Annotated in this window: 27 protein-coding genes; 12 read left to right on the top strand and 15 right to left on the bottom strand. The window is 57.6% G+C overall.

What is annotated here, in order from left to right; genetic code table 11:
- Positions 1–4: 4 nt before the first annotated feature.
- From U9R25_07170 to U9R25_07160, 3 genes are all read left to right on the top strand, one after another.
- Positions 5–2,446: a hypothetical protein gene (locus tag U9R25_07170; protein ID MEA3335677.1), complete on the top strand. Its 2,442-nt coding sequence runs from the start codon at positions 5–7 to the stop codon at positions 2,444–2,446.
- Between the two features lie 46 nt (positions 2,447–2,492).
- A complete protein-coding gene (locus tag U9R25_07165; GenBank protein MEA3335676.1) occupies positions 2,493–3,338 on the top strand; it encodes an MBL fold metallo-hydrolase in 846 nt (281 codons plus the stop codon).
- Between the two features lie 173 nt (positions 3,339–3,511).
- Complete coding sequence (locus U9R25_07160) at positions 3,512–4,591, top strand: Gfo/Idh/MocA family oxidoreductase (protein ID MEA3335675.1); 1,080 nt, start codon at positions 3,512–3,514, stop codon at positions 4,589–4,591.
- Here the strand turns inward: U9R25_07160 and U9R25_07155 are convergent.
- The 15 genes from U9R25_07155 to lgt all read right to left on the bottom strand — a co-directional run bounded on the left by U9R25_07155 (position 4,583) and on the right by lgt (position 17,879).
- The gene (locus tag U9R25_07155; GenBank protein MEA3335674.1) at positions 4,583–5,425 is read right to left on the bottom strand and encodes a sugar phosphate isomerase/epimerase; all 843 of its coding nucleotides are present in this window, start codon (positions 5,423–5,425) and stop codon (positions 4,583–4,585) included. The two genes, U9R25_07160 and U9R25_07155, sit on opposite strands and share 9 nt — an antisense overlap.
- A gap of 102 nt (positions 5,426–5,527) precedes the next feature.
- Positions 5,528–6,556, bottom strand: a complete 1,029-nt coding sequence (locus tag U9R25_07150; protein MEA3335673.1) for a serine hydrolase — start codon at positions 6,554–6,556, stop codon at positions 5,528–5,530.
- Positions 6,557–6,632: 76 nt separating this feature from the next.
- Positions 6,633–7,379 carry a DUF2085 domain-containing protein gene (locus U9R25_07145; GenBank protein ID MEA3335672.1) on the bottom strand — a complete coding sequence of 249 codons (747 nt, stop codon included), beginning with the start codon at positions 7,377–7,379 and terminating at the stop codon, positions 6,633–6,635.
- Positions 7,380–7,425: 46 nt separating this feature from the next.
- A complete protein-coding gene (locus tag U9R25_07140) occupies positions 7,426–7,713 on the bottom strand; it encodes a glutaredoxin family protein (protein ID MEA3335671.1) in 288 nt (95 codons plus the stop codon).
- A complete protein-coding gene (locus U9R25_07135) occupies positions 7,714–8,292 on the bottom strand; it encodes a TlpA disulfide reductase family protein (GenBank protein ID MEA3335670.1) in 579 nt (192 codons plus the stop codon).
- 2 nt (positions 8,293–8,294) lie between these two features.
- Positions 8,295–9,359 (bottom strand): cytochrome c biogenesis protein CcdA, encoded by a 1,065-nt coding sequence (locus U9R25_07130; GenBank protein ID MEA3335669.1) that lies wholly within the window; start codon positions 9,357–9,359, stop codon positions 8,295–8,297.
- 220 nt (positions 9,360–9,579) lie between these two features.
- Positions 9,580–9,714 carry a CcmD family protein gene (locus U9R25_07125; GenBank protein MEA3335668.1) on the bottom strand — a complete coding sequence of 45 codons (135 nt, stop codon included), beginning with the start codon at positions 9,712–9,714 and terminating at the stop codon, positions 9,580–9,582.
- Between the two features lie 57 nt (positions 9,715–9,771).
- A complete protein-coding gene (gene ccsA, locus U9R25_07120) occupies positions 9,772–10,509 on the bottom strand; it encodes a cytochrome c biogenesis protein CcsA (GenBank protein MEA3335667.1) in 738 nt (245 codons plus the stop codon).
- A gap of 26 nt (positions 10,510–10,535) precedes the next feature.
- Positions 10,536–11,207 (bottom strand): heme exporter protein CcmB, encoded by a 672-nt coding sequence (locus U9R25_07115; GenBank protein MEA3335666.1) that lies wholly within the window; start codon positions 11,205–11,207, stop codon positions 10,536–10,538.
- A 5-nt stretch (positions 11,208–11,212) separates the two neighbouring features.
- The gene (ccmA, locus tag U9R25_07110) at positions 11,213–11,911 is read right to left on the bottom strand and encodes a heme ABC exporter ATP-binding protein CcmA (protein ID MEA3335665.1); all 699 of its coding nucleotides are present in this window, start codon (positions 11,909–11,911) and stop codon (positions 11,213–11,215) included.
- On the bottom strand, positions 11,908–13,878 hold the full coding sequence (locus tag U9R25_07105; GenBank protein ID MEA3335664.1) for a c-type cytochrome: 1,971 nt from the start codon (positions 13,876–13,878) through the stop codon (positions 11,908–11,910). Before U9R25_07105 ends, ccmA begins: the two co-directional genes overlap by 4 nt.
- A 38-nt stretch (positions 13,879–13,916) precedes the next feature.
- Positions 13,917–14,405 (bottom strand): cytochrome c maturation protein CcmE, encoded by a 489-nt coding sequence (locus U9R25_07100; GenBank protein MEA3335663.1) that lies wholly within the window; start codon positions 14,403–14,405, stop codon positions 13,917–13,919.
- A gap of 164 nt (positions 14,406–14,569) precedes the next feature.
- Entirely contained in the window at positions 14,570–16,450 is a 1,881-nt protein-coding gene (locus U9R25_07095) for a thioredoxin domain-containing protein (protein MEA3335662.1), read from the bottom strand.
- Positions 16,451–16,641: 191 nt separating this feature from the next.
- Complete coding sequence (locus U9R25_07090; GenBank protein MEA3335661.1) at positions 16,642–16,911, bottom strand: DUF2007 domain-containing protein; 270 nt, start codon at positions 16,909–16,911, stop codon at positions 16,642–16,644.
- Between the two features lie 77 nt (positions 16,912–16,988).
- Positions 16,989–17,879: a prolipoprotein diacylglyceryl transferase gene (gene lgt, locus U9R25_07085; protein MEA3335660.1), complete on the bottom strand. Its 891-nt coding sequence runs from the start codon at positions 17,877–17,879 to the stop codon at positions 16,989–16,991.
- Positions 17,880–18,268: 389 nt separating this feature from the next.
- Here lgt and U9R25_07080 point away from each other — a divergent pair, with 389 nt between their 5' ends.
- The 9 genes from U9R25_07080 to U9R25_07040 all read left to right on the top strand — a co-directional run.
- Positions 18,269–19,069, top strand: a complete 801-nt coding sequence (locus tag U9R25_07080) for a class I SAM-dependent methyltransferase (GenBank protein MEA3335659.1) — start codon at positions 18,269–18,271, stop codon at positions 19,067–19,069.
- Positions 19,062–20,483, top strand: a complete 1,422-nt coding sequence (locus tag U9R25_07075; GenBank protein MEA3335658.1) for a radical SAM protein — start codon at positions 19,062–19,064, stop codon at positions 20,481–20,483. The genes U9R25_07080 and U9R25_07075 overlap by 8 nt, the downstream gene beginning before the upstream one ends.
- Before the next feature lie 22 nt (positions 20,484–20,505).
- On the top strand, positions 20,506–21,261 hold the full coding sequence (locus U9R25_07070; protein MEA3335657.1) for a class I SAM-dependent methyltransferase: 756 nt from the start codon (positions 20,506–20,508) through the stop codon (positions 21,259–21,261).
- Positions 21,258–22,202, top strand: a complete 945-nt coding sequence (locus U9R25_07065) for a polysaccharide deacetylase family protein (protein MEA3335656.1) — start codon at positions 21,258–21,260, stop codon at positions 22,200–22,202. Before U9R25_07070 ends, U9R25_07065 begins: the two co-directional genes overlap by 4 nt.
- 107 nt (positions 22,203–22,309) lie before the next feature.
- Complete coding sequence (locus U9R25_07060) at positions 22,310–23,035, top strand: glycosyltransferase family 2 protein (protein MEA3335655.1); 726 nt, start codon at positions 22,310–22,312, stop codon at positions 23,033–23,035.
- A complete protein-coding gene (locus U9R25_07055; protein MEA3335654.1) occupies positions 23,035–23,442 on the top strand; it encodes a DUF2304 domain-containing protein in 408 nt (135 codons plus the stop codon). The genes U9R25_07060 and U9R25_07055 overlap by 1 nt, the downstream gene beginning before the upstream one ends.
- 35 nt (positions 23,443–23,477) lie before the next feature.
- Complete coding sequence (locus U9R25_07050) at positions 23,478–24,107, top strand: methyltransferase (GenBank protein MEA3335653.1); 630 nt, start codon at positions 23,478–23,480, stop codon at positions 24,105–24,107.
- The gene (locus U9R25_07045) at positions 24,104–25,783 is read left to right on the top strand and encodes a glycosyltransferase family 39 protein (protein ID MEA3335652.1); all 1,680 of its coding nucleotides are present in this window, start codon (positions 24,104–24,106) and stop codon (positions 25,781–25,783) included. The genes U9R25_07050 and U9R25_07045 overlap by 4 nt, the downstream gene beginning before the upstream one ends.
- The coding region (locus U9R25_07040; GenBank protein MEA3335651.1) for a glycosyltransferase family 39 protein at positions 25,780–26,614 on the top strand (835 nt) is incomplete at its 3' end. The genes U9R25_07045 and U9R25_07040, both read left to right, overlap by 4 nt.

Genomic DNA, 26,614 nt, shown 5'->3' with positions numbered 1-26,614 from the left:
CAAAATGAAACAGATCCCCCTACCCACCGAGCAGCAAATTCGCCGCCGCTTGGCTATCCCTGATGATGCCGAACGAGTGTTGATCTTTTGCGAGTCGAGTCATTGGGACCCCAATTGGCTGTTCACAGCCGAAGAGTATTTCGAGCGCTTTGTTCGCCATAACCTCGACCAGGCTATCGAAGAATTGCAGAGGGAACCGCGTCGCGTCTATTCGATTGAGTGCATGTTCTTCTTGCGCATGTACTGGGATCGCCATCCCGCGCAACGGGATACTATTCGCGAACTGGTCAACGAGGGACGCTTGCGCCTGACCAGCAGCGGCGTCACCACCGCGGATACGTTGTTACCCAGCACGGAATCAATCCTACGCGATCTTCTCATCGGCCAGGAGTGGCTGCGCGCAAATGGGCTGGAACCGGAACCCAAACTGGCTTATTTTGCAGATAGTTTCGGCTGCACGCCCACACTTCCCTCTCTCTTGAAGGCGGCCGGTTTTGATCGCACCGCCATCACCCGCGTCGATGGCATGTATTTCATTGGCTGTGATCTGGAATTTCCCAGGCGATTTCCCAGATCGGGCTCAAGCGCCGAACTCTTGCTGACCCAGGAGCGCAGTCTCGACTTCCTCTGGCGCGACCGGAATGGCGCCCAGGTGTTGTGTCACTGGAATGCTTTCACCTATGGACAAGGGGATATGCTCGCATATGGCGGCCTTAGCCGCGTTTATCTTGTCAGGATTGCCTTTTCCATGCGATCTGATCGGCATGTTGCACGCCGTATCAAACAATATGTTGCCCAGCTTTCGCCCCTCAGCCGCACGCCCTACATGCTATGCCCCATTGGCTTCGATTTTGTAGAGCCGATCCCCGACCTCGTCGCTCTGCTTGATCGCTACAACCGTAATCACTACCCGACGACGGGCATCTGGGCGGTCAACGCCGGGATGGATGATTATCTGGCGCTGGTTGAAACCTATCAGGATGAACTTCCTGTGCTGGAGCTTGACCCCAATCCCTACTGGACCGGTTTCTACACTGCCCGCCCAACGCTTAAACAGCGGTGTCGCGAACTGGTCGACGACCTGCTGCTGGCCGAGAAGTTGTCCTTTTTTCCTGAAAATCGCGGGGCTGAAAAGACCATCTCTTTGGAGCTTGAAGATGCATGGTGGCAAGCGGCCGTTTCCAATCATCACGACTTTGTCACCGGCACCTCGCCTGACAAGGTCGTCGAAGAAGAGCAACTTCCCTGGCTTGCACAGGCCGCAGATTCGGTAGATGCGACGATCGATCGCCTGGCCTCCGCTCGGCCCGCATCCGACGTGACAGCGGCGAGCTCCAAATCGTTGACGTGGAGCCAGAAAGAGGGCAGGATTCAGATCAAGACTGCCTACTATGATGTTGAACTGGCTGAAGATGCCGGCGGAGCAATAGTCAACCTGCAGTCTCAGGATGCACAGACACCTTTTCTAACCGGCATCTCGAACGATCTGGTCAGTTATCGCGATTCCGGTGGTCTATGGCGCATGGGGCTCGAGTTTGCCGGGGGCATCTGGAAAGAGTCGATGCGCGCCAGCCATCACCCGACTCAGATGCAGGTACACGAGCGCGATAACGGGCTGGAGATAATCAGCAGCAGCGAACTTAACGGCGAGACACTGCGGCGTCTGATGTGGTTCAGCAACGACTCGCCTGTGATTCACTGTCGCGTCGAAGGCAAAGCCGCCGAAGGATATTCCATCACCGTTCGCTTTGCCACAGGCATCGCCTCAAAAAAGCTGGATATGGATACGCCCGGCGGGATTGTTGTTCGCCCGCCAAAGCGGAACTATGACCCTACCTTCTGGCCGCTGCATCATTTCGTCCATCTCCAGGATGATGATACCGGGCGCGGTCTGGCCATTCTTCAGCCCATGCCAGGGGCCATTTCTTACCAGCCAGAGGGTCAACTTGAACTGGTTGCCATGCGCAATGCCACACGGGAAAAGGTATTCGGTTTGATTGGCATTCCCGCCAACCCGGCCAGCGGCCACGAACGCGATAGTTACGTTTTTGAATATGCGCTTCTGTTCACTCAAGACGGCGATTGGCAGGATAACAACATTCATCTCATGGCCCGAAGCATTGCCAACAATCCCTGGAGCGATTCGAGAGTTACAGGGCTGCGCAGCCTTGCCGATTCCATTGTCACAACCGACTCCCCCCATGTTTGGGTGACAGCAGTCAAGCAGGCCTCGCGGGGAGAAGGGATCATTGTTCGTCTGTATACACATGTCTTGTCGGAATCGCCGGTGCCGGTGATGGTTACAACCCCTCATTTCACGATAGCAGAGGCTTTTTTATGCGACGCACGCGAGCGCGATCTGGAACCGCTGGAAATACAGAATGGCGCAGTTCGGGTGACGATGCCAGGGACAGTTGCTACGATCAGATTGTTACGCCACTGGTAGGTCCGGCAAGGCATTAGTAAAACGGATTTGAAGGGAGATATCTTCCATGTCCATCCGAACCACAGTTCTCTGTGAAAACACGGTTTTCGGCCACGCTGGTGCTATTGCCGAACATGGCTGGGCGGTTTGGCTCGAGACACCGGCCGGCAATTTCCTCTTCGACACCGGCCAGGGCTATGGGCTGCTGACCAACGCAGCTCTCTTTGGCATCGACCTGACAACCGCCAACGCCATTCTGCTCAGCCACCACCACTTCGACCATACCGGCGGCCTGCTCAATGCACTGCGCACCTTGAACCGGCAGGTACCTGTTTACAGCCATCCCGATCTCTTCAAGGATAGCTATCACCAGACCGAAGATGAAGAGCGGCCCCGCCACATCGGAATTCCCTTCACCCGCAACGTGCTGGAGGCAGCCGGAGCTGATTTTCATCTGGGCCGAGGGTGGAGCGAAATGGGCGAGGGCGTTTGGATGACCGGTGAAGTGCCCCGTGACGCTGCCTTCGTGCCAGCCGACCCTGCACTGAAACACGTGGATACAGACGGCAAGCTGGTCCCCGACCCGATTATGGACGACCAGACCGTGGTGCTGGAGACGCCAGAGGGGCTGGTGGTGGTCCTGGGCTGCTCCCACGCCGGTATCGTCAATATCCTGGAGTACGTGGCCCGGCACACAGGCCGCTCCCGCTTCCACACCGTCATCGGCGGCACCCACCTGGTCGCGGCGGATGACGACCAACTCACGCGGACAATCAAGGCATTGCAGCGCTTCGACATCGGTCGCCTGGGGGTTTCTCACTGTACCGGCCAGAAGGCCACCCTGCACCTGGCCAATGCCTTCGGCGAGCGCTTTTTCTTCTGCAATGTCGGCAGGATCACGGTCCAAGCCTGATCAATTCTCCAGGCGTCGTCCTGCTGCACCTGCTGGGTCAACGCCGAACCGGCTGGGACCCCTTTGCCCGCCGGGCATGCTGATCCACATCGATTTTGACCTTTATGCCCGTGACGTCGTTGCCACCGATGTCAAGACCGGCAGATCTCCGCACAAATAGAGGGAATACCGAAATGGCAGATCACTTTCAGGCGGATAACATCGGCCGGCCCATCAAGACCGGCGTCGCAGGATTGGGACGCAGCGGTTGGGGGATCCACATCCAGGCGCTTGCCGAAATGACAGACCTTTTCTCAATCGTGGCCGTATGTGACCCGGATGAGGCACGGCAGGCACAGGCTCAGGAGCGCTTTGGCTGTCGAGTCTACGATGATTGCGCCGGATTGATTGCCGATGATGACGTCGAGTTAGTCGTGGTTGCCACACCCAGCCAATACCACTGCACCGACTCGCTTGCCGCCATGCGGGCCGGCAAGCATGTGCTGGTGGAGAAACCGATGGCCCCCTCCCTGGTCGAGGTCGATGAGATGATCGCCGCGGCCCGCGAGACTGGCCAGATCCTGACCGTGAACCAGAACTACCGCTATGCCCCCGATTTCCTGAAGATAAAGGAAGTGATTGACTCAGGTGTTTTGGGACGCATCATACAAATCCGTCTTGCCGCGCACAGATTCTCACGCCGCTGGGATTGGCAGACGCTGAAGGCCTTTGGCGGTGGCATTCTCAACAATCAGGGCGCCCATATGATCGATTGGGCTTTGCTGCTGGTCGACGATCCGGCGCCCGAGGTGGTGGCCCACATGGAGACCACGCCCCTCTATGCCGGCGATGCCGAAAGCCACGTCAAGGTGTTGCTCAGGCCCCAAAATGGCCCGCTGATCGACATCGAGCTGACCCATGCCAACGCGTTTCCTCAGGCGTCTTGCCTGGTGATGGGCACCCAGGGCAGCCTGATCAGCGATCGCCAGCTCATTCGCTGGCGCTACTTCGACCCGGAAGAGGCGCCGCCCCTGGTCCTGGATACCAAACCCACCCCCGATCGTACCTACAATTCAGAGGACCTGCCATGGCAAGAGGCGTCTTACCAACCCGATCGGAATTTCCTACGCGATGTCCGGTGTTTATATCAGGATCTTTTCATGTCTATCCGGCACGATGCACCTCTGGTCATCAGCCCGGAAAGCGTGCGCCGGCAGGTAGCAGTCCTGGAGCAGTGTCGCCAGGCTGGCCCCACAGAATCGTTATCAGGTTGACAGCGACTGCAGCAACGGTCGCACCCAACTGACAAAGGCCGGGAAAGCAACTTCCGGCGCTGCCAATTCGGGATGCCATCGTTTTTCGTGTTCGAACAGCAGCCACCCGTCATACCCCTTTTCGTTGAGCAGGGCAATTGCCTCTGCCAATGGCAGTTGTCCCTGCCCCGGCAACACGTAGCGCCAGCCATCAGCCATAGCTTCGGGATGGCTGGGATCGTAGATGGCGTCCTTGACGTGCGTGTACCCGACGCGCTGGCCAATGGCAGCATAACTTTCCGCCGGCGATTCGCCGCCCACCCGCGCCGTGTGGCCCATATCCCACAGGGCGCCGAACGCAGGGCTTGCGATTTCATCCAGGAGCAACTTACAGTCCTGAGCCCGTATCCAGTTGTCGTGGGTTTCGAAAAGCCAGTTGAGTGTGGTCGCCTCGTCAAGCGCCAATATCCGGTTGATGCAATCACACCCGATCCTGGCCAGTTCCGTCCGGGTATAGTCGTCCAGATTGCCCATACCGAAGACCCGGACATTCCTGGCGTCCAGGGCATGCGCAACCTCGATGGTGCGCTTCGCTTCCTCCAGATTGCTGGCCAGATTCTGCGCAACACAGACTCTGATGCTGGAGCTGATGCCACTGACCTCCAGGCCGGCATTTTTCAGTTTCTGTCTGGTTTCAGACACACCGGTGGTAAATGCCGGCAATTTGGTTACATCGATTTCATCCTGGAGCCCGCGAAAGTCGACGCCGTCGAATCCGTAGGCCTCTCCCCTGCGACAAATTGTGTCCAGATCCCAGTCGGGACACCCCAGCGTCATAAAACTGATCTTCATCATGAACCTGCTTCCTGTCGAGTTTGCTGACTGGAATGACCTGCTATACGCAATTGTACAGGAATTGAAGCCAGCTGACCCATCTTCCTGTGAGTTGAGTTGCACCTATGCGTTTATTGCGTCCACGACCAGCTTGAGCAGGCCTGCATCGTTCTCGACCTGGTCTTCCCACTGACCCGGGCTTTGCGCCACGACCAAATCCAAACTGGGGCAAACCCATATGTGCTGCTGCCCCGCACCCGATGCGGCAAAAGAATCCCGGGGCAGGTTGGGCCACAGTTGGCCATGGTCGTTGGTCCAAAAGGCGTAGCCGTAATTCCACTGCTCTTTGGGACAATTCTCGATGATCACCGCTGCGGTTCGTGCCGCCTCGCTCAGCCAATCCTCCGGGATGACCTGCTCATCCTTCCACCGGCCCCCGTTCAGCCACAGCCAGCCCAGACGCGCCATATCGAGCGCGGTGGCGCTGACACCGTCGTAATAGCCAAATATATTGGTCCTTGCTTGAGAGGGCAGGTCAAAGTTGGCCAGGTAATAGCTCCACGTCCCGCCGATGGGGATACGCAGCTTTTCATCGACCAGCACCTTGAACCCCGGCGAGCCTTCGGGGTCGTCGATGCTGTACAGCCCGTAGGTTTTGGCAATGGCGTGGGTGAGGACGTTCATGCCGTAGGTCTGATAGTGGAACACCTGGCCCGGTAGTTCGCCCGGCTTCATATAGCCAGAAGTGTTGGAAATCAGTTGACGGAAGGTGATCTCCAGATCCTTGTCAAAGGCGTAGCGTCCCTCTTTGGGTCCCTGGCCTGCGGGCACGTCCAGCGCTTCGGGGTAAAAGTCGATCAGCCTGGCGTCGGCGGAAGGGATTTTGCCCTCGGCGATGACGATGCCCAGAATGGAACTGAATAACGATTTGCTCGCCGACGCCAGCCAGGTGTGACAGCCACGGTCGAGGCCCTGGTTCCACTCGGCTACAACGCGCCCACCGCGCACGACGACGGTGCGGTATTGCGCGTAACGGGGATCTTGCGCGCGCTCCTGTTGCCATCGGCGAGCAGCTTGCAATTTGCCGGTGTCAAAGCCCGCGCCGGCGGGGGAAATTGTTTTCCATTCTGTGTCGGGATAAAGTATCGTCATTTTATTGCTCAACCAGGCTTTCCCGGCAAATCAGAGGGGGAGTGATGCGATCGGCCAAATCCGCTGCTTGGCGCGCCTACTCGTTCTCCGCCAGCAATTGCGCCCGCCTTGCCAGTTTCTTCTCCGTGCTCTCGCGGATTTCTGCCATCGACTCGTCGATATAAGGATAAGCCAGCCAGACCGTGGCAAATCCGAACAGGGCCCCGGTGATGGTTCGTAGCATCCAGTTACTGCTGCGGAAACCAAATAGCTGGCTCAACCCGTCGAATGCGATGGGAAACAGAAGAATGAGGAAGAACTTGAACGACAACTTCGGCACACGGAACCGATCCCTTATCAGGCCGAATAACAGCCCCGCCAGCACCACCGCACCGTAGATCGCCAGGTCACGTTCGCAAAGGGCAACCTTCCATCCCAGAGTCTCGTCGCCCACGTATTTGCGGCGCAGCAGAATGTTGCTGCTCTCTAACACACCCGACTCCTCCAATTCACTGAGGCTGTAGACGGGTTTTTCTCCGAACAGGAAGTAGGAACGATCTGGTAATTGATGGCAGGCCGGGCTATAGACCGTGTAGATCAGTCGGGCGGGACCGCTAGCCCCCACTTGCATGAGCAAGGGCGCCAGAAAGGGGATGATGAGATAGGTGAAAATGGCTATGTTGAAGAACGCCAGCCAATGCCTGGCAATGCCCAGGACAATCCGATCGCCGATATAGGACGCCCGATCGCTCGATGTCGAATCGACTGGTGCCCGGGAGTCGACGGAAGAGGTCACCTCGTCGTCAAGGCGGTTTGCCGGCTCGTGGCCCTCGCTTGCGCTCATTTCTGCTTATGCCTGTCTGATGGTCGGCTCCAGCCGGGAGAAGTGACTATTCCGCCAGAGCCCGTTGAAGCTGTTGGGGCGTAATCGGCGCACGCATAACAGGCCCATCTTCGATCTCAACCACCGGGATGTCAAACCGGTACGTGCTGTACAAATCGGGCGTTTCGCAGATATCCTGCTGAACGATATCGATATTGAAGGTCGCCGACAACCGTCGCAATTCCCGCAGGACATCGTCACACAGATGGCATCCCTCTTTGGTGTAAAGTGTCACTCGACGCATCACCGGATCCTCCGGATTGTTGGCCGAAACATGCTCGGCCAGGGGAGTCATCTACAGGATTTTGGCGATAAATTCGTCCAGCAATTCACGGCTGAGGTAGCCTTTCCATATCCCTGCCACATTGCCCTCACGGTCGATGAATACCGTCGTGGGTAATCCCGTTGTCTCAAAAAGCCGCATGATCTCGTTGCGCCTTTCCAGGGCCACCGGAAAACTCACCCTGTATTCATCCATGAACTCAAGGGCCTTTTCTTCCTGCTTCTGTAGATCAGCATTGATTCCCAGGATAACCAGGCCATCCTCCCGGTGAGCCTCGTAGGCCTCCACAAACTCGGGCATCTCCGCCTTGCATGGACCACACCAGCTGGCCCAGAAATTGATCACCACCGGCTGGCCCTGCCAGTCACTCAATGAACTGGTGGAGCCATCTTTGTTGACAACGAGGAAATCAGGGGCGGCCTGTCCCATTTCAAACTCCCGGCCATTATTGTCCACGCCACTGGTCGAGAGCACAGGCAAAACCCCGATATCCTGCGGCAGACCAGACGCATCCTGCGAGGAAGCACAGGAGGTAAAAACCAGGACAACTACCAATACGATCAACACTGCTTGAAGGTTTCGTTTCTTCACCGCTATTCACCTTGTCCCAGGATTCCCAGCAGCCAGCTCTCCAGTTCCACCTGGGGCAGCAGGCTCGCCGAAAGCTGAAGTCCGCCCGTGTAGATGACCACGCCCACCACCGCCAACAACAGGCCGCTAATCAAACTGATGGTTGGCAGATAACGGTTTATCTTGGGCAACCATTGGCTCAGCTGGTTGAAAAGCAGGCCCGCCATCAAAAACGGGATGCCCAGGCCGATGGAGTAGAACAACAACAGCAACGCCCCCCGGCCAATGCTCTGCTCTGTAGCCGCCAGCGCCAATATGCTGGCCAGGATCGGCCCGACGCAGGGAGTCCAGCCGGCACCAAACACGACACCGGTAAAAAACGACGTCACGTAGCCCGGATTGCGATCCTGATCCAGTTCGATCCGCCTTTCCATGTAGAACAGATCGGTGCGGCTGGCCCAGGCAACCAACAGCCAGATCAAGGCACTTTCCGCCACGGCAGGGATCGTCGCCGTGAACCCGCCAATATTGGGGTTGCCCAGCAACTCGGGGGTGCCCTGCCAGATGGATAAGAAGTTGAGCAGGGCAGCTACGCCGCCTATTGCCACATGGCCCGCCAGCGACCAGGAGTACCCGGCCAGGGTGACGCTGCCAAACATGACCGCCTGCAATACACGGTTGGGCACCGTCTCCCGGCTGTTTACCACAAAGGCGAACAGCCCCATGAGCAGCGCTGCGATCACCCACCGTAGCTTGGGCCAGTGAATATGGGCCACCCGCAGGCCGAATACCACCAACATGACGCCGCCAACGCGGACGATCGATGGAATGGCGCGATTCAGGGCCTGGCCGACAGCCCCGCCCAGGGCGCCCAGGGCCACGAAGACAACGGTGAAACCCAATACAAGGACGACAGCATGGGAAAAGGTAAACCAGCGACTGACATGGCCTTCCTCGTCAGCGCCGGCGATGGTTGCTCCCGTCAGATAACCCAGGTAGACGGGCACCAGCGGCAACACGCATGGCGACAAGAAGGATACCAGGCCAAACAGGGTTGCCAATGCCAGGGTCAAGTTTTGTGTTCCCAAAGTCAACAGCCTTTTTCTATAGCACCTTCTGAGTCAGATTCTTGCGCACTGATTCAAGAAGAAAGGAAAACCGCAGATGAACGCTGACGTGTCCTGAGCAACGTTCTGATCCTGTCAAGGGGCACTGCCAAAGTATGGTTCTGGCTTGTCCAGCTCAGGCATCTCCAAGACTATACTATGACGCATTCCGGCAGTTTCTGCTGTAACCTGGCGTACCGAACTACGCGTCCTCGCCATAAACCTGTTGCAGGGTCGTCAACTCGGCCTCGAGCTTCTGTTGGCGTCGAAAGGTGCTGAACACGAAAACAAAAGTGGTCAACCAAAACACGATCATGCCAGCTGCAAGAAATGTCATGGGTTGTTATCTCCTTACAAGGATAGGGAAATCCAGCATTGGATGCGTCGGGCAACGCTACTCCTCCAACATACGCGTTTTTATGTCCTCGACCTGCTCTCGCTGGTCCTCCAATCTCACTCGCAATCTTAGCAGGACAAAATAGAGCAACGTAAAGGTGATCACACTGAACATGAGGGCCGTTGCCATGTCCGGCGCCATGTCAAACCCACCCTGGGACGTGTCGCTGCCGGTGCCAACGACCGCCGGATGAATGGTCCGCCACCAGCGGATTGACAGGAAGGTGATCGGAACACTGATGAATCCGATGATACCGTAGACCGCAGCAAGCCTGGCCCGGCGCTCCGGATCGTCGATGGAATTGCGCAACATCAGATAGGCAATGTAGATCAGCAAGACAACGGCCGCTGAAGTAATGCGTGGATCATTCCAGGGCCACCAGGTGTTCCAGGTCGGTTTTGCCCAAATGGATCCACTGATGACGTTGGCCGTGGTAAAGGTGACCCCGATCTCCACCGACGCCAGCGCTATGAAGTCCCAACGCCTTTTTTTCGTGATGAGATAGATGATTCCGGCAACCGCCGTGACCATGAAGGCAAAAAAACCTACCCACCCGGCCGAGACATGAAAATAGAACACCCGCTGCACAAGACGTTCGGTCTCAGTCGGCAGATTGCTGGCTTCCGGAGCCCAGATCAACGATAAATAGAGGGCGATAAGAATCATGATGGCCGATATCACGGCCAGAATCAACCAGATCGTATCGGCCACACTGCGTTTAGTACTCGTGCCCATAGCTTACCTCGTGAATCATTAACACGTTATTCCTCAACCACGAAATCAAACAGAAGAAAAGCCGCTGCAAAAAAGATGGCATCGTAGGCCAGAAGCAAACGCAACCAGTGAGATATATCGCCGAGCGTCTCTCCATCCAAAAGGCTACCGGTCGCGCGCACCCCGGCGATCAACACCGGCACCATAATTGGAAACAACAGGATCGGCAACATCACCTCTCGCGCCCTCGTATTGATGCTGAGTGCGGAGAATAGTGTGCCCACCGCGGCAAACCCGAAGGTACCGAGCACAAGCACTAATATCAGAGATGGCGTAAGCAACCAGATATTGAAAAAGACACTGGCCACCGGCAGCAGGACCAATTCCATGATGAAGATAAACAACAAGTTGCCAAGGAACTTGCCAAAATAGATGGCACTCCGATCCATTGGCGCCAGCAACAGACCTTCCATCGAGCCACGATCCTGTTCCAGGATAAAAGAGCGACTCAGCCCCAGTACCCCGGAGAAGGTTATGGAAATCCAGATCACCCCTGGCAAGACGAGCCGCACATTATCGGCCCGAAGATCGAAGGCAAACTGGAAGATTACCACCGAAAGCAATGCAAACACCAACATCGAACTCAGAATATCCTTGGTGCGCAGCTCGGCAGTAACATCCTTCCAGACGATCGCTCCCACCTTTCGTAGATAGTCCATCCGGCTCAGTCTCCCACTACCTCACCATAACTGCGGCGAAACTGAGCGCTGGAAAGACCCCTGCTCGGCTCGTCGAAGCGGATTCGACCGCTGTTCAGGATCAGAGCCCGATCAGCCCATTCGATGCCCCGCTCAAGATTATGGGTCGTCAGAAGCACCGTCCTGTCACTGCCTCCCAGTTCGACAAGCAAACTACGCAGCATGTCGGCGGCCTGTTGGTCCAGGCCAGTATCGGGTTCATCCAGCAACAGTACTGGTGGATCATGCAGGATGGCGCGGGCGATAGCCAGGCGCTGCACCATGCCGCGACTGTAGGTACGAACCAGGTCCTTGTGCCGGCCCCACAAGCCAACCCGGCCAAGCACCTCGTCTATCCGCTGCTCACGATCAGGTACATCATAGAGTCGGCCAAAAAACTGAAGATTCTCCTCGCCCGTCAAACTGTCGTAGACCAGGGGATTATGCGAGACGAAGCCCACATAACGTCTCAAGCCGGTGCCCGCCTTCTGAACATCATGGCCACCCAGCTCTACCATGCCCGAGCTCAATTTGCTGAGCCCGGCAATGATGCGAATCAGGGTCGTCTTGCCGGCCCCGTTCGGACCAAAAAGGGCAACCGACTGGCCGGCAGGCACCTCCAGATCGATCGCCTTGAGGACAGGCCTGCGCCCAAATGTTTTCACGAGCTTCCGGGTCGTAATCATACCGCTGCCTGCTCGTCGGCTGTTTCCGTGGACAAAGAATCGCTCTCCAATTTCCGGGTTACCAGAATCAGCGATCGTTTTTGGGCCATCCGTTGCTCTTGATAGGTGTCATCATCCAGTTCACCTGCCGCATAGCGATCATCCAGGTCCGCGATCGACGCCAACAGACGCTGCCTCTCCGCCTCCAGGCCTTCCCGATCCACGGCATAACTGTCTTCTGCCCTTTCCCCGGCATCGTCATCTCGCCGTCTCAGCACCAACGGCACTACCAGCGCTCCAACGAGTGCCCCCGCTGCCAGGGCAGCCAGGCTGATAAGCAGGGCAGGATGGTTGGCGATCACCGAGGTCGAGGTGTTTTGCGTTTTCGCAACGGGCGCACTGGACCGCTCCAGGCCGCTCAATGCCAGCATTATTTCCTGACCGGCAGCCACATCGTTGCCCACAAAACTGAGGAACTGGGTGTCACCTGCCATCTGGGTGCCCGCATCCTCAAGATCATCGGTCATGACTTTGGCCCCTTCTGCCACCAACACGCTGAGTTCGCCGACCGGGTAGGCAAACTCGTGTCCGACCTCAGCCTTGCTGCCATCGTAGGGCAACAGGTAACGCACGAGCATCTGCGTCTGCCCGGGAAGCAATGGCTGCGAGTCCACCAGACCCGCGTCTGTCAGGAAAAAGCGCTCACCGATCTCGCCGCCGTCCACCGCGACAGCCGTGGCCCCGGCCGGCAAGGAAAACTCAAGCACAGCAGGCACACCCGGGACGACTTCGTCATTGCCAAGGAAGACCCGGTCCCCATCATGGGCCACGCGATAGACCTCACCCACCAGCAACGCGCCCTGGTGAAAATCGACGAACCACTGTACCCGATCCAGCCTGATGTCGCCCGGCTCGCTGGAGGTTTCCCAGATGGTTACCGGTGCATCGAGCTCAGTCTGGCCCTCGGAAAATCGCAGAAAATCGCCGCCATAGGGCAGGCCGGCGTGTTCCACAGACACAAGATAGACGAATGATGGATCCATTGGCAGGCCCTCAAACCGAAAGATGCCATCCTCGCCGACAGTGCTTGTGACCGGTCGAAATTCGTCTGAACCCTGAATTGCCCGAAGGACCGCCGTTAATCCGGCCACTGGTGCCCCACCGGCAGATCCGTTGGTGACCACACCTCCGATCGCTCCCGATCCCTGGGGCAATACTGTTGCTATCATCGGCCGGTAGGAAAAAGTGCGCGCATAGGCGACGGTCGCCCACATCTCCTGTTCTGAAAGGGATACCTCATAATCGGTTACGGTATCGTGGCCTGACACCATGGCTTCATACCAGTCGTTGGAGGAGATAGTCTCGCCATACGCCACTCCCGAAAGGTCAGGAGGAATTGGGCCGTCGGAGACATTTGCGGGCGCACCCTGCAGGCCGTGGCAGGCCGCGCATTCACTGCCCCATATCTCCTCGCCGCGCAGGATCTCATCGTTAGAGGTGTGCAGAGTCAGGGCAAAGGCAACCACATCCCGGATCTGCTCATCGGTCAGCCGATCTTTCCAGGGGGGCATCATGCCTTCCATGCGGCCTTCCTGGGTAACCGTGAACCACTCCGCCTGCGTGGCGCTGCGCGCGATCGCCAGGTCGGCAAGGGCAGAAGCACCGTCGGGCAAACCAGCCGCGGCCGGTCCATCCCCCAGTCCCCGCGTGCCATGGCAAGGCGCGCAGTTCTCCTGGTAAATGGCATGGCCATTGCGGGCGGAGGGTGGCTGGGTTGTTTCCTGTCTGTTCGGTGAAGCTTCGACCAGGCCAACGGGAGGTATCTGCTGAAGGAATAGAAGGGCACTGATGACCAGAACGATTGCGATGGAAATCAGGCGAGCAGTTGGCGGCAGAAAAATGGAAATTCGATCCGTTATCTTCATGTGATAGGCCGGTTGGAGGCAATAAGCAACGCGGTCGCCCAGGACATGAGCGACCGCTGACAAAACTTTCTCAAGGGAAAATGGGCATCGACGGCAAGACTCTAGCCGAGCGCTTCGACCTGGATTTCCTCGTATTCCAACGGAGTGGTCTCTCCGTCATGTTCCTCGTAACGTGAGGGACACTTCAGTAGCAGGGTGTTGGCGTAAAGAACGCCATCCTCGCCGAACTCACCTTCGACAATTGCCTCGGCCGCCCGGGAAAAGCTGTCTGGTTTGGGCCCGTTGAAGTAGACGGGAAGGTTTGCCTGCTGGTCGGTGATCTCAAACTGCAGGATCAAATCGGAGGAATTGTAATCAACCGTATCGAACACCACGGCGCCACTGACACGGACGTTTTTTCCATAGTGTTCAGAAGCCTGCTCCATCAACTCGCTGACCTCAAAGTAATAGGCTCCAGCGCTTCCCATGGCCGAGAAAACCAGATAGGCGATGGCAACGAAGATGATCACCGCGCCAACGATGAATTTTGTCTGACGATTGGCGGGTTTAGCATCCAATTGTGGGGAGGAAAGGATAGTCGATTCCGACATACAGCTCAACTCCTGATAAGGTAATATAACACAGCCGGAAGAGTATAACACCAATATGTGACACTGTCAACGATTGGGCTGCCCCGGGGGGCCGCAACGGTCAGTTGCCCTCTGTCGTTAACAGTTGACCACTGACCATTTACCATTGACAATTAGCAGGATTCCTACCGATCCAGCTCGGCCTGGATCAAGGCTTCGAAGGCCTCGATCGGATAGGCGCCGGGCAGAGGCTGCCGGTTGACAAAGAACCCGGGCGTGCCCTGAATGCCGAAACCAGACCCTTCCTGAAGGTTGGCCATCACCACATCGCTATAGGTGCCGCCATCCAGACAGGCATCGAAGGTGGTCCGGTCCAGATTCAGTTGGTCCGCGTATCCTTTATACACATCCACCGCGGCCGGGTTGCCAGACCACTGTTGCTGGCCAGCAAAGAGCCTGTCATGCATCTCCCAGTAGGCATCCTGATCGCCGGCGCAACGAGCTGCTTCACTGGCCTTGGCAGCCTGGGGGTGAATGCTCAGCAGGGGGAAATCCTTGAACACGTACTTCACCGTGCCATCCTCGATGTACTTTTGTAAACCGGGCATGGTTTGCTGGACATGCCGCTGGCAGAAGGGGCACTGATAATCGGAGTACTCGACAATCGTGATCGGCGCGTCCGGGTTGCCCACGATTCCGGCCGCATCGTCCAGGGGCACATCCTGGGGCAGCGGGGCCGGCGTAGGTCGGGGAGCTGGCGTTGGCGGCGGGGGTGGCTGAATGTTCTGACCCGCTTCCACTGCAGCGATGGCCTGTCGGAAGTTGGTGATCGGCTGGGCTCCCACGAAGGCCTGCCCATTGAGGAAGAAGGTCGGCGTGCCTCGTACACCCAACGCGACTCCCTCCTCCAGATCGGCCTTGACAGCGTCAGCGAACTGGCCACTTTCCAGACAGGCAGAAAAGTCATCCCGCGCCACGCCAAGCTGCTCGGCATAACCAGCAAAGATCTCTGGCGCACGGCTGTTGCCCCACTCCTGCTGGCCCTCGAACAACAGATCGTGCATAGCCCAATAGCTGTCATCGTTGCCGGTCAACTCCCGGACACAGCGGGTTGCCTCAGAGGCCTTCTGCGCCTGCGGATGAATGCTGGTGAGCGGGAAATCCTTGAACACCAATTTGGCCTGGCCGCTGTCGATATACTCTTGCACCAATGCAGGCATGGTCTGAAGGACAAAGCGGGAGCAGAATGGGCACTGATAATCGGAGTACTCGATGATCGTCATCGGAGCGTTTGGATCGCCCTTGATTGCAGCACCTTCTATACTGATATCAAACGGTTCCGGCGGGGGTGCTTCGGCCTGGGGTTGGCCAGTGTTCAGCTCGCCACCAGCCAGAACGGTATCGATGGCCTGGCGAAATACCTGGGCGGGCTGAGCACCTACCAGCAGTTGCCCGTTGATCAAAAAGCTGGGGGTTCCGCTCACGCCGGCGGCCTGGCCGGCTTGCAGGTCCTCGACCAGCGCCTCGTCATACCTGCCACTGTTCAGGCACTGCTCAAACGCTTCCACGTCTAGACCCAGATCATCGGCGTAGGAAGCGAACGCCTCCCCGGTATCGGGCAAGTTGGCCCATCCGGCCTGAGATTCGAACAGCCGGTCATGCATTTCCCAATACGCGCCCTGCTCCGCCGCACAGCGGGTGGCAATCGCTGCCTCGTCGGCGTTGGGATGGAAGTTCAGCGGGAAGTCACGGAATTCCAGGCGTACCTTGCCAGTGTCAATGTACTCCTCCAGCAGCGTTGGATAGGTATCCAGAACCCAGCGAGAACAGTACGGGCACTGAAAATCGGAATATTCCACGATGGTGACGGGGGCATCGGGGTCCCCTTTCGACCGAACATCAGCCGTCTCACTTCCAGAGGGGGAGTCCTCACCGGTCACCGGCCTGGTATCCTCTGTCCCTGCCGGCGCCTGCGGCCCCGTGTCGGAAGCGCAGGCCGAAAGTATGAACCCCGCTATCAAAAGCAAACTTACAAGAAGAATCAATGGTTTGTTTTTAAACATCATCAACGATAAACCTCACTTTAAGATCCGTTGTTAATCATCCGGAAATCCAGTCCTCAACTACTTGCCTGACTCATACAAAAAGCTCGTCATCAACCTCCCGATCCTTCTACTGAAAGCATCGCTCATTCCATTCCATCCGAGCTCCCCGCGTCTCCACCTCCCCCAAGCCGCAACAAGCCCCCAACAACCGATCACTGTTCACCATTCTCCTCGTCCAGGTGCTGCTCCAGCAGTTGCGTCGCTTTGTCAGCCAGCGGCTCGGGAACCATGACGCTGACCCGGGCCAGCCGTCCCATGGCTACGCCCAGCGTTGTACCAAGGGACTCGCCCCTGAGCAGCACAGGAATGCCATTGCTCTCCAAAAAGGACTTTATGACCTGTGCCTCCAGATCGTTGCTCGCCGCGTAGACCTCCACCGGTTCTCCCGACTGCTGACCTGCGCCAGTGCTTTCATTCATCATCTGTCGACTCTTCCTTCCCTGATTGCTCCATCCCGCGAGACCAATTGATCGAATCCGATGTCATGCTGCAAGCTTCCTCAAGGTAGTTCGCTCACTTCCTCCACCGTTCCCAGAGGCGGCTCAGGTTGCCAATTGCGGTGACGAATGATCAACGTAATGATCGAAGCAACGATGATGCCCAGGCTGATAAGCTGGGCAGTAGCCAGGCCCGGCACACCGGTGATCCAGGCGTCTGGCCGGAACATCTCGACGATGATCCGGCCCAGCGGATACCAGATAAGGTAGAGCAGGAATATATCGCCATCCCGCAATCGGCTTTGAAAACGACGGCCGATCCACATCAACAAGGCAAAACCCACCAGGTTCCAAAGAGCCTCGTAGAAAAAGGTGGGATGGAAGCGGGTGTTGGCGATAAAGGCGTCCTCAGTCATGCCTGGCGGCCGGGGAATGGTCGTTGGCGGCGGCTGATAGGGATAGTCGGTATTGATCTTGAAACCCCAGGGCAGGTCGGTTGGCGGCCCATACAATTCCTGGTTTATCCAGTTGCCAAACCGTCCCAATGCCTGGGCCAACAGCAGACCTGGCGCGAAGATGTCAAGCCAGCGCCACATATTCAGCTTGTTTTTCCAGCAGTAGATAAACACAGCGATGATACCGCCCAGCAGACCACCGAAGATGCCCAGACCGCGGAATCCGCCATTCCAGAAATTGATGATGGCAATGGGATTTTCTTTGTAGTAGTCCCAACCCAGACCGTCGACGGGCGTCGAAAAGACATGGTACAGCCGCGCGCCGATGATCCCAAAGATCAAAATCCAAATGAGCATATTCCAAACATGCTCTGGATCCTCGCCCCGCCGTTTGGCCTCCAGAGTGCCGATGTAGGCCGCCAGGATTGCCCCGGCAACGATAAGCAGGCCATACCAGTGGATGGTAATGGGCCCAATTGAGAATACAACAGGATTCATGCTAATCTCCTCGAAAGAATTGCATCTGCCTTAAGACGCGATAGCTTGCACCGATCTTTCCGCGCCATATCCGGCGACGGCACATTATACCACAGGTTCTCCAGCAGTCTGAAAGCAGTTGGCGCCCGCGACAAGGGGAACCCGGTGCATGCCCCAGATGGCCAGTTTGGCGTAACGCCCTGCCCTAGATACAATACATCAGCTAGTATTCGTAACTAACTCAGGTGCGACGCACTTGGTCCACAAAATCAAGCCGGTTTCAAAAAAGAACCGATCCAATGCCTCCGTGGTGCCATATGAGCGAGTGCGTTGCACCTTGTGCCTGGTCATTCTGGACGACACCGGAGTGGCCTCGTGCTGTCGAACAGATTCAATCGGAGCATCAAGCTTTGGGCACAGCGCCACTTCACCAGGAAGAAAAGCTCGTCACCAAACAGTTCGAAGATCAACTCGAACTGTACACATCTGAATCAACGCCGGAAAAGAGCGTCGTGCCCTTTCTGGTCACGCCCTTTTTTTTCCGGTGGCTGGAACGGGAGCACGAGGCTCTTCAGAAGCAATATCCGTTGACGATCTGTGAATTCGGCGGCGGTGGCGGCTATCAGCTCAAGATGATCGGCGACGTGGCCGGGCAACGCGCGACCCTCTACAATGCTGAGCTGGTGGGCCGCTACGCAGGTCACCAGGCATCGGAGACCGTCCGCTTCGTGCAGGGGTCGATCCTGGCATCTGGTTTCGCCGACAGCGCCTTCGATGTAGTTATCGCACGCAATGTGTTGCACCACCTGATCGGCGCCTCCCTGGCTCAGACCAGGCACAACCAGCAGCACGCGCTGGAAGAGCTTTTCCGCGTGACCAGGCCAGGCGGATTGATCCTGATCCAGGAACAGGTGAACCAGAGTCCGATGGCCTGCAATGCGCTTTATCACCTGTCGCAGACAGCCTCCAACATGGACTTGCGCATCGAAAGCTTCGAGGTAACGCCCAACACCATCGTCGCCTATATGACCAGAGCCCAGCTACAGGCGTTTTGCCGTCAGGTGATCCCCGAATCTCATTGGCTGGCCGACCAGTATCAGCGCCGCGATGTGGCCTTGCGCTGGAAATTGACCCTGTTGATGAGCAACAATGGCGACGCTTTAATTGCAATGAAGAAACCCCTGGCTGATTGTGGAGGTGATCATGATTAGAACCTTTGGCAGCGGCAGGGAACGCGTGCTGTTATTGAATCCGCCAGGCGATCGCCTCTATTTGCGGGACCAGTACTGCAGTTCCGTTTCCAAGGCCGACTATTATTGGCCTCCCATCGACCTGCTTTACCTCAGCGGCATGCTTGGCGAACACTACGAAGTAGGTGCCATGGATGCCATCGTCGAAAGCATCCCTGCCGATCGTGCCCTTGCCCAAATCGAGGACTTCGATCCCCACGCCGTGATCTTTTTGACCGGTGTCGCCTCCTGGACCCGGGACCTGCCCTTTGTTCAAGAGATCAAACAGCGAACCGGGGCCCGAACAATCGGCACCGGCGGTGTGTTACTATACGAAGGCACCCCAATTCTCAGCCAACGAGACTACCTGGACGCCATCCTGCTGGATTTCAGTACACCCGATATTTTGACCTATTTGCAGAACGGCGGCGACGGCAACACCCCCATACCAAACGTTACCTACAAGTCCAATGGCAAGGTTATTCTGGGAGAGCGCGCAACCAGGGGAAAGGTCTTTGAAATCCCCGTTCCCCGCCACGAGATCTTTCCACTATCACGGTACCGCATGCCCTACGGAAGGCGGGAACCGGTGACCAGCGTGATGCAGTCCGATGGCTGCCCATGGACTTGCTCCTATTGCGTCGCCAGTCCACTCAAATATCGCTACCGGCCTCTGGAAAACATGATGGCGGAATTCGAGCACCTGCGCAGCATCGGCGTCAAGGAGATGCTCTTCAAGGACTTCACCTTTGGTGTCCGTAAAGAGTTGACCATTGAGATGTGCCAGGCCATGATCCGCCAGAACCTGGATCTGTCCTGGGTCTGCGAGAGTCGCATCGACGTCGTCGACCGGGAACTGTTGACCGCCATGCGGGATGCAGGCTGTCATACCATTCAGTTCGGCGTAGAATCGGCGGATGTTGAACTGCTCGAACGCTATCGCAAAAAGATGGATGTGGACGAAACCCGCCAGGTCTTCGCCCTCTGCCGTGAATTGGGAATCCGCACCCTGGGCCACTTTATTCTGGGCCTGCCAGGCGAGACCCGGGAGTCCATCATGCGCACTGTCGACTACGCGAAAGAACTACGGTGCGACTATGCTTCCTTCAACACGGTCATTCCCCAGGTGGGCACCGACCTGCGCACGGAGTTGATCAGCCAGGGTTGGTATGACCCCGATGAGGAAACCTTTGATAGTGGTCGAACCTACCCGGTGGTCGAAACAGCGAACCTGAGCAAGGATGTGCTTTGGGATTACCGGAACAAGGCGATTCGTTCCTTTTACACCGATCCCAGCTATCTATGGCGGCGCTTGCGCGGCACCCGTAGCCTGGTAGAATTGCGCAATCTGGTCAAGAACGGCTACGCGCTGCTGCTGGCCCAGGAAGTCAGCTAAATCGGGGCAGCCCCGCTACCTTATGTCGAGCAATACCGAGAGCCTTCAAAGGAAACAGTTCAACCGCATTATCGCCGAATACGAACAGCACTACGATGATCCTCCAAGCCAGGAATATCGCAGTCGTTTCTGGTATGATCCCCTGTTCGAGGGGGTTGACCTGCAGGGTAAATCGGTTCTTGAGGCCATGTGCGGAAGTGGCCAGGCCAGCGACTACTTACAGGCCAGGGAAGCACGCGTCACAGGTCTGGACATCGCAGAGCTTGCCGTGCACCGCTTTGAACATCGCTGGCCCCACGCTTCAGGGCTCTGTGCTTCACTGATCGATGCACCCATTGGCGACGGCAGCTTTGACTGCGTGGTGGTCGTCGCCGGACTGCACCATCTTCACCCCTTCACCGACCAGGCCATCGACGAGATCTACCGGATACTCAAACCAGGTGGCAGCTTCTTTTTTGTTGAGGCCTATGCTGGATCCTTGATCGACCAGGCACGGTCCCTTTGGTATAGCCGGGATCGCCGTTATTTCATGGAAAATGAGGCTGGGATCCAACTGGATCAGATGAAACGCGACAACGCCCATCGCTTTGACTTCATCTCCGAAAAGTACGGCGGCAACATCGCCTACTACCTGGTATTTCAGTCGCTGATACTGCGCATTCCAATCGGGCTTAAACCGCTGTACGCACCAGGGATGCTCTGGCTTGAAGGCTTGATCACCCCCCTGCAGACAAAGCGCTGGAGCAGCTTCGTCCTGGGTCATTGGCGAAAGCGATGAGTGCTCGACCAGAGGACGGCACAAAACCGCTGGGAACGCTCCAGGTAGACGTCGATGAACTCTGGGTCTACCGGGAAGCTGCGGGTGGCACCACCCAGGCCAACGCAAGCGCTCCGGTTTATGATCAGGGTATCCCCCGATTGCTTGACTTTCTGGATAAATACGGTATCCGGGCTACCTTTTTCATCTGCGGGCGCGATCTACCGGTCCAGCGGGAAGCGCTGCGCGAGATTCTCCGCCGTGGTCACGAGTTGGCCAATCACACAACCTCCCATCCCAGCAGTTTTTCCCGGCTCGATGAGCGCCAGAAGCGCAAAGAGATCGCAGAGACCCACGACTTGATCGTGCAAGCCAGTGGTTGGCAGCCGATCGGATTCAAGTCCCCGGGATATAGTTTTGGTCCCGATCAACTCGTGATTCTGGGTCAACTTGGTTACCGCTACGACTCTTCTATTTTTACCACCCCGTACGCGCCAGCCCTGAGAAGCCTGAATCGGCTCCTGGTTCAGACAGATGTTGATCCCACTCGCTACGGACGGATGGTCCATGGCTTGACACCCCAGCGGCCCTACCGGCCCGATCCGAAAGCACCGCACCGTCCTTCACGCCAAAAACCCGCTCCCGAGGTTGGGGTTTGGGAAGTGCCGGTAACTACCATGCCCATTCTTCGCATCCCCATGCACAGCACCTTTACCCTGACCTCAGGCAAAAAGTTGTTTGACGTGGGGCTGGCATTGAGCAAAAGCCGTGGCGTGGTCATCAACTACTCGCTGCATGCCGCTGACCTGATCGATCCGGTCGACGACCCGCTGCTTGCATCCATCAAATTTCTCAACCAGCCGTTCGAAGAGAAACGGGCGCTCTACGAGCACATCCTGGGACGTTTAAGCGAAACCTATCGTTTGCTGCCAACCAGGGAACTCCTTGGCTTGCATAATTGAGTTTACATGTATAATATCGGTGGGCGGTGAGTAGTGGATAGTGCACCGTTAACGGGTCACCGACAATTGACCATTGACCACTGACTGCCGACCGCCGACCACTGATCATGCGCCAATTGATTATCATGCCAGCCTTCAACGAGGCGGAAAATCTGCCAGCTGTCTTGCCCGAAGTGCGGCGAGCCGCACCTGGATTCGACATCCTGGTAGTGGACGACGGCAGCAGTGACCAGACCGCAGCAGTCGCGGCCGCACAGAGAGCGACCGTTGTATCTTTGCCCATCAATCTGGGTTATGGTGCCGCGGTCCAGACCGGTTTCCGCTACGCCGTGCGCAATAGCTATGATCTGGCGGTGGTGCTGGATGCCGATGGGCAACATGATCCCGACGGCATCGAAAAACTGGCTCAGGTGGTCGCCGCGGGCGAGGCTGATGTGGCGGTCGGGTCCCGCTTCAGCGGGCGCCTAGAGTATCATATACCCTGGATAAAAAAGCTCGGAACAGAGCTGTTCGCCTGGGTGGCATCCCGCATCACCGGTCGCGCCATTACCGATCCCACCTCCGGGTTTCAGGCGATGAACAGCTCTGTCATGCAATTCTTTGCCCGGGATAACTATCCGACCGACTACCCGGATGTGGATACGCTGATCATCCTGCATTATGCCGGGTTCCAGGTTATCGAAGTCCCGGTCACCATGCGGGAACGCATCAGTGGCGTTTCGATGCATAGCGGGCTGAAACCCATCTACTATGTGGGCAAGATGTGGCTGGCAATCGCCGTCATCGTGCTTCGCCAGAAGACCCGCATGCAGCCGAAGAGATTGGAGGAATAATGGACCTGAATGCTAAACTCTATATGTTCCTGCTCGGGATGGCGGTGACCGGCATCGCTCTCAACATGGTCCGCACCGGTAAACTTCAGGAACGCTACGCCCTGCTTTGGATTCTGGCCGGCCTGGCCCTGGCCATCTCCCCATTCTTCGCCAACCAGCTGGACGCGATGGGAAAGGCCCTCGGTTTTGAATACACACCGGCGCTGCTGCTGATGATGGGAATCGTCGGGCTGTTGCTCATTATCTTCCAGATTTCCCTCACCATCTCCCAGAGCAATGAACAGCTCAAGGTTGTCTCCCAGGAAGTGGGCATCCTGCGACAGCAAGTCGATTCCCTCAGCCGGCAGCTTGAATCAAATGGTGTCATCGGCCGGCCTGGAGGGCCGGAGACCAGCCACTCTGAATAGGCGGTGGAGTCCAGGCTGCGAGGAGAGCGAAGAGCTTGACAGATAACTCTCAATTGGTCATCGAAGACAATATCGGTGTTTGTGGTGTGCAGAATGACACCCGGACCATGGCATCGGCTATCCTGGCGCTGCGCGATACGCCAGGTCGACTCCTGGAACTCGGCACGGGCAGCGGTTTTGTTGCCATCGAAGTGGCCCGCAATGGCTGGGACGTAGAAGCCGTCGATGTCAGCCCGCGCGCCATCGAACTGGCACGTCGCAACGCCAGTTTGAACCAGGTCGAAATCAAGATCTACCCGTCCGACCTTTACAGCGAGGTCAAATCCAGCTTCGATGTAATTGCCTTCAACCCACCCATGCGGCCATCGGAAAACGAATTCACCCGTATCATCACCAGCATTTTGCGCCGTTACATGTGGCTCGGTCTGCCCCTGCTGAAACTGTCGGGTAACCGGCTGGAATCAGACCGAATTGAGTTTCTCAGCCGCGTGCTGCTGGGCGCGCGCCAGGTTCTCAACCCGGATGGGCACCTCCTCCTGGGTATCAGTCCGCCAGAAACCGAAAAACTGGCAGAATTGAAGGGCGTCTGCCTGGTTGACGTCACAGCGATTCCTGAAATACCTCTCCAACAGATCAGCGATTTCCAACTGGAGAAAACAGCGTGACCCTGGAAGAGGCGCCCGACAAGACATCCGGTGTGACCGGCTCCCTCTCCCGCAATGAGTGGCTGGTGCTGCTCGCAATCATGTTACTGGCGGCAGCCATCCGCGCGGTAACCATTTCCTCTCCTCGCATCGTTTGGGGCGATGAGCCCTTCTACCTGTGGCTGGGGCAGAACCTCTGGCAGGGTGGCGGTTATTCGATCTTCGGTGAATATGCCGGCGTCCATTTCCCTCCTCTCTTTCCCGCCCTTGCCGGGGGCCTGGCGCCGCTGACAGGCGGTCTGTACAACGCCAGCAACTTGCTTTATATCATCTGCGGCGCCCTTTTGATCCTGCCCCTTTACGGCATCGCTCGCCGGCTGCACGGCATCCAGGCAGCCCGCGTGACAGGGCTCTTTGCCGCGATGCTGCCGGCGTTGACCGTCGGTGTCCTCGCCTGGGGCACCATGACAGAGCCCTTCTATCTCCTCGCGATCGCAACAGCCATCTACGGCCTGATCTGGGCCATGGAGCAGGGCAGCATGGGCGGTTATCTGCTGATGGCAGCCTCCCTTGGTCTCGCCTATTTGACCCGCACCGAGGCTATGGTTTTCGCCTTGCTTGCGTTCCTTCTGCTGGCAGTGACCAGAATCGTCCGCAAAGACCCGGTTGGTGCAGTGCTGGCCCGGACGGGGCTGTCTGCATTGCTCTTTCTGCTGATTGCCTCACCCTACGTGATCTATCTGCAGCGGGAAACCGGGCGCTGGAGCCTGTCAGGGGCCGCGGGCATGGCCTATGTCAGCATGGAGGGCCTGGCCAACGATGACGCGGCCGCCTTCGATCAGGCAACGTGGCAATTGGAACCTGACAGCGACGAGGTGTACATGTTCGCCCCAAGCAGCGAGGGACAGGGCCTGCTCTCTGCTCTCCTGGCCGACCCGGCCAGGATTTTGAGACGTCTCTGGTCCAACAGCCAGGAACTGATCCAATTGCTCTTCAGCATCAGGCTCGTTCCCGTTCTGTTGGCTGGACTGGCAGTCCTCGGTCTCTTCGGGCGCGCCTGGACGCCGCAACGTTTCCGCGGTGAGCTGGCCCTGCTGGCGTCGCTGGCAAGCCCGCTGAGCTATTTGCCATTCTTCATCACCGACCGCTATCTGGCCGGATTCCTGATTCCCGGGCTGATCTGGGCCGGCGCCGGCATGGTAGTTCTGGTTGCCTGGCTAATCGGCACCTCGTCCAATCTTTTTCGCAAGGATCTGCCAGCCTCCTGGACGCGTTTGCTGATGGCTTTGCCGCTGCTCTTTTTTTTGACACTGATGTTATGGCAAGGACGACAGCTTGGTACCATCGTGACCCACACCCACTCCTTCCAGCCAGGGCATTTGGATGCCGCCGCCGAGTTGCGGGAACGGGGAGCGGCCGGAGATTCCGTCGTCATGGCCCGCTATCCGGCCATCGCTTTCCACGCCGGCACTGCCTGGATCCCAACCCCTGCTTCCACCTGGCCTGAAGTCCTTGCCTACGCCCGCGACCGTGATGCTGACTTTCTCGTCATGGATGCCTGGGAAGCAAAGCTGCGGCCCCAACTGAGCTTTTTGATGCTGCCCCAAGAGGCTCCCCCGCAGCTGCGCTATCTTACGAGCGTCGGCTGCGGACCTGATGACGTGGTCATCTATCAGTTCCAGGAGTCCTCGCCATGAAACGCGACCGGCTCATCGCGCTTGGGGTCTTTGCCCTGGGCCTGCTTTTCCGTTTGCCCTGGGTCCTTCAGTCGCGGACAGTCCGTTGGGACGAATCCGATTACCTCATCCTGGGCCGCAATCTCCTGAGAGGCGACGGCTATCAGGTCTTCGGCACCCCGGATCTGGTCTGGCCTCCCGGTCCCCCGGCCCTGGCCGCCTCCGCCATGGCCCTGGGCGTGCCGCTCGATTATGCCTTGCCGGTCTGGCATCTGCTTGCCGGCGCACTGGCCTGCGTGGTGCTTTTTTATCTGGCCCGGGAGGTAACAGGAAACGAACTGGTGGCGTCGATCGCAGCCGTGCTGGCTGCCGTTTCACCGGCCCTGGTCGTATGGCCCCTCTACTGGGGAAGCCTCAGCGAATCTGCCTTCCTGCTCTGCTGGTTGAGCGGACTCTGGGCATCCTGGCGGGTCATGAGAGACGGGGGCAAACTGTCAGCTGCTCTGGCAGGCATTGCCTTCGGCCTGGCCTACCTGATCCGCACCGAGGGCCTCTTCTGGTGGGCGCTATTCCTGCTGATCGTCATCGGGATCGCCATCAAAAAGCGCCAAAGCTGCTCGGTGCCCCTGCTCTTTGCCGCCGGTTTTCTGCTCGTTGCGTTGCCCTATGTGGCCTACCTTTACGGCCATACAGGCCGTTTCATGCTGACCGGCAAGACCGGCATTAACCTGTTGATCAGCCCCTACATCAGCAAGCTCGGCGGGGTTGGACAGGACTACGCCGCCGCTCTGGATAGCACCGGCCAGGAAATCCTGTGGCTCTCCGCCGAGCCCTTCGATTTCAGCTACATAG

The organism is Chloroflexota bacterium, assembly GCA_034717495.1.
GTDB lineage: Bacteria > Chloroflexota > Anaerolineae > JAAEKA01 > JAAEKA01 > JAYELL01.
Note: the sequence above shows the minus strand (reverse complement) of the source record. Positions and strands in the feature narration are given on the sequence as shown.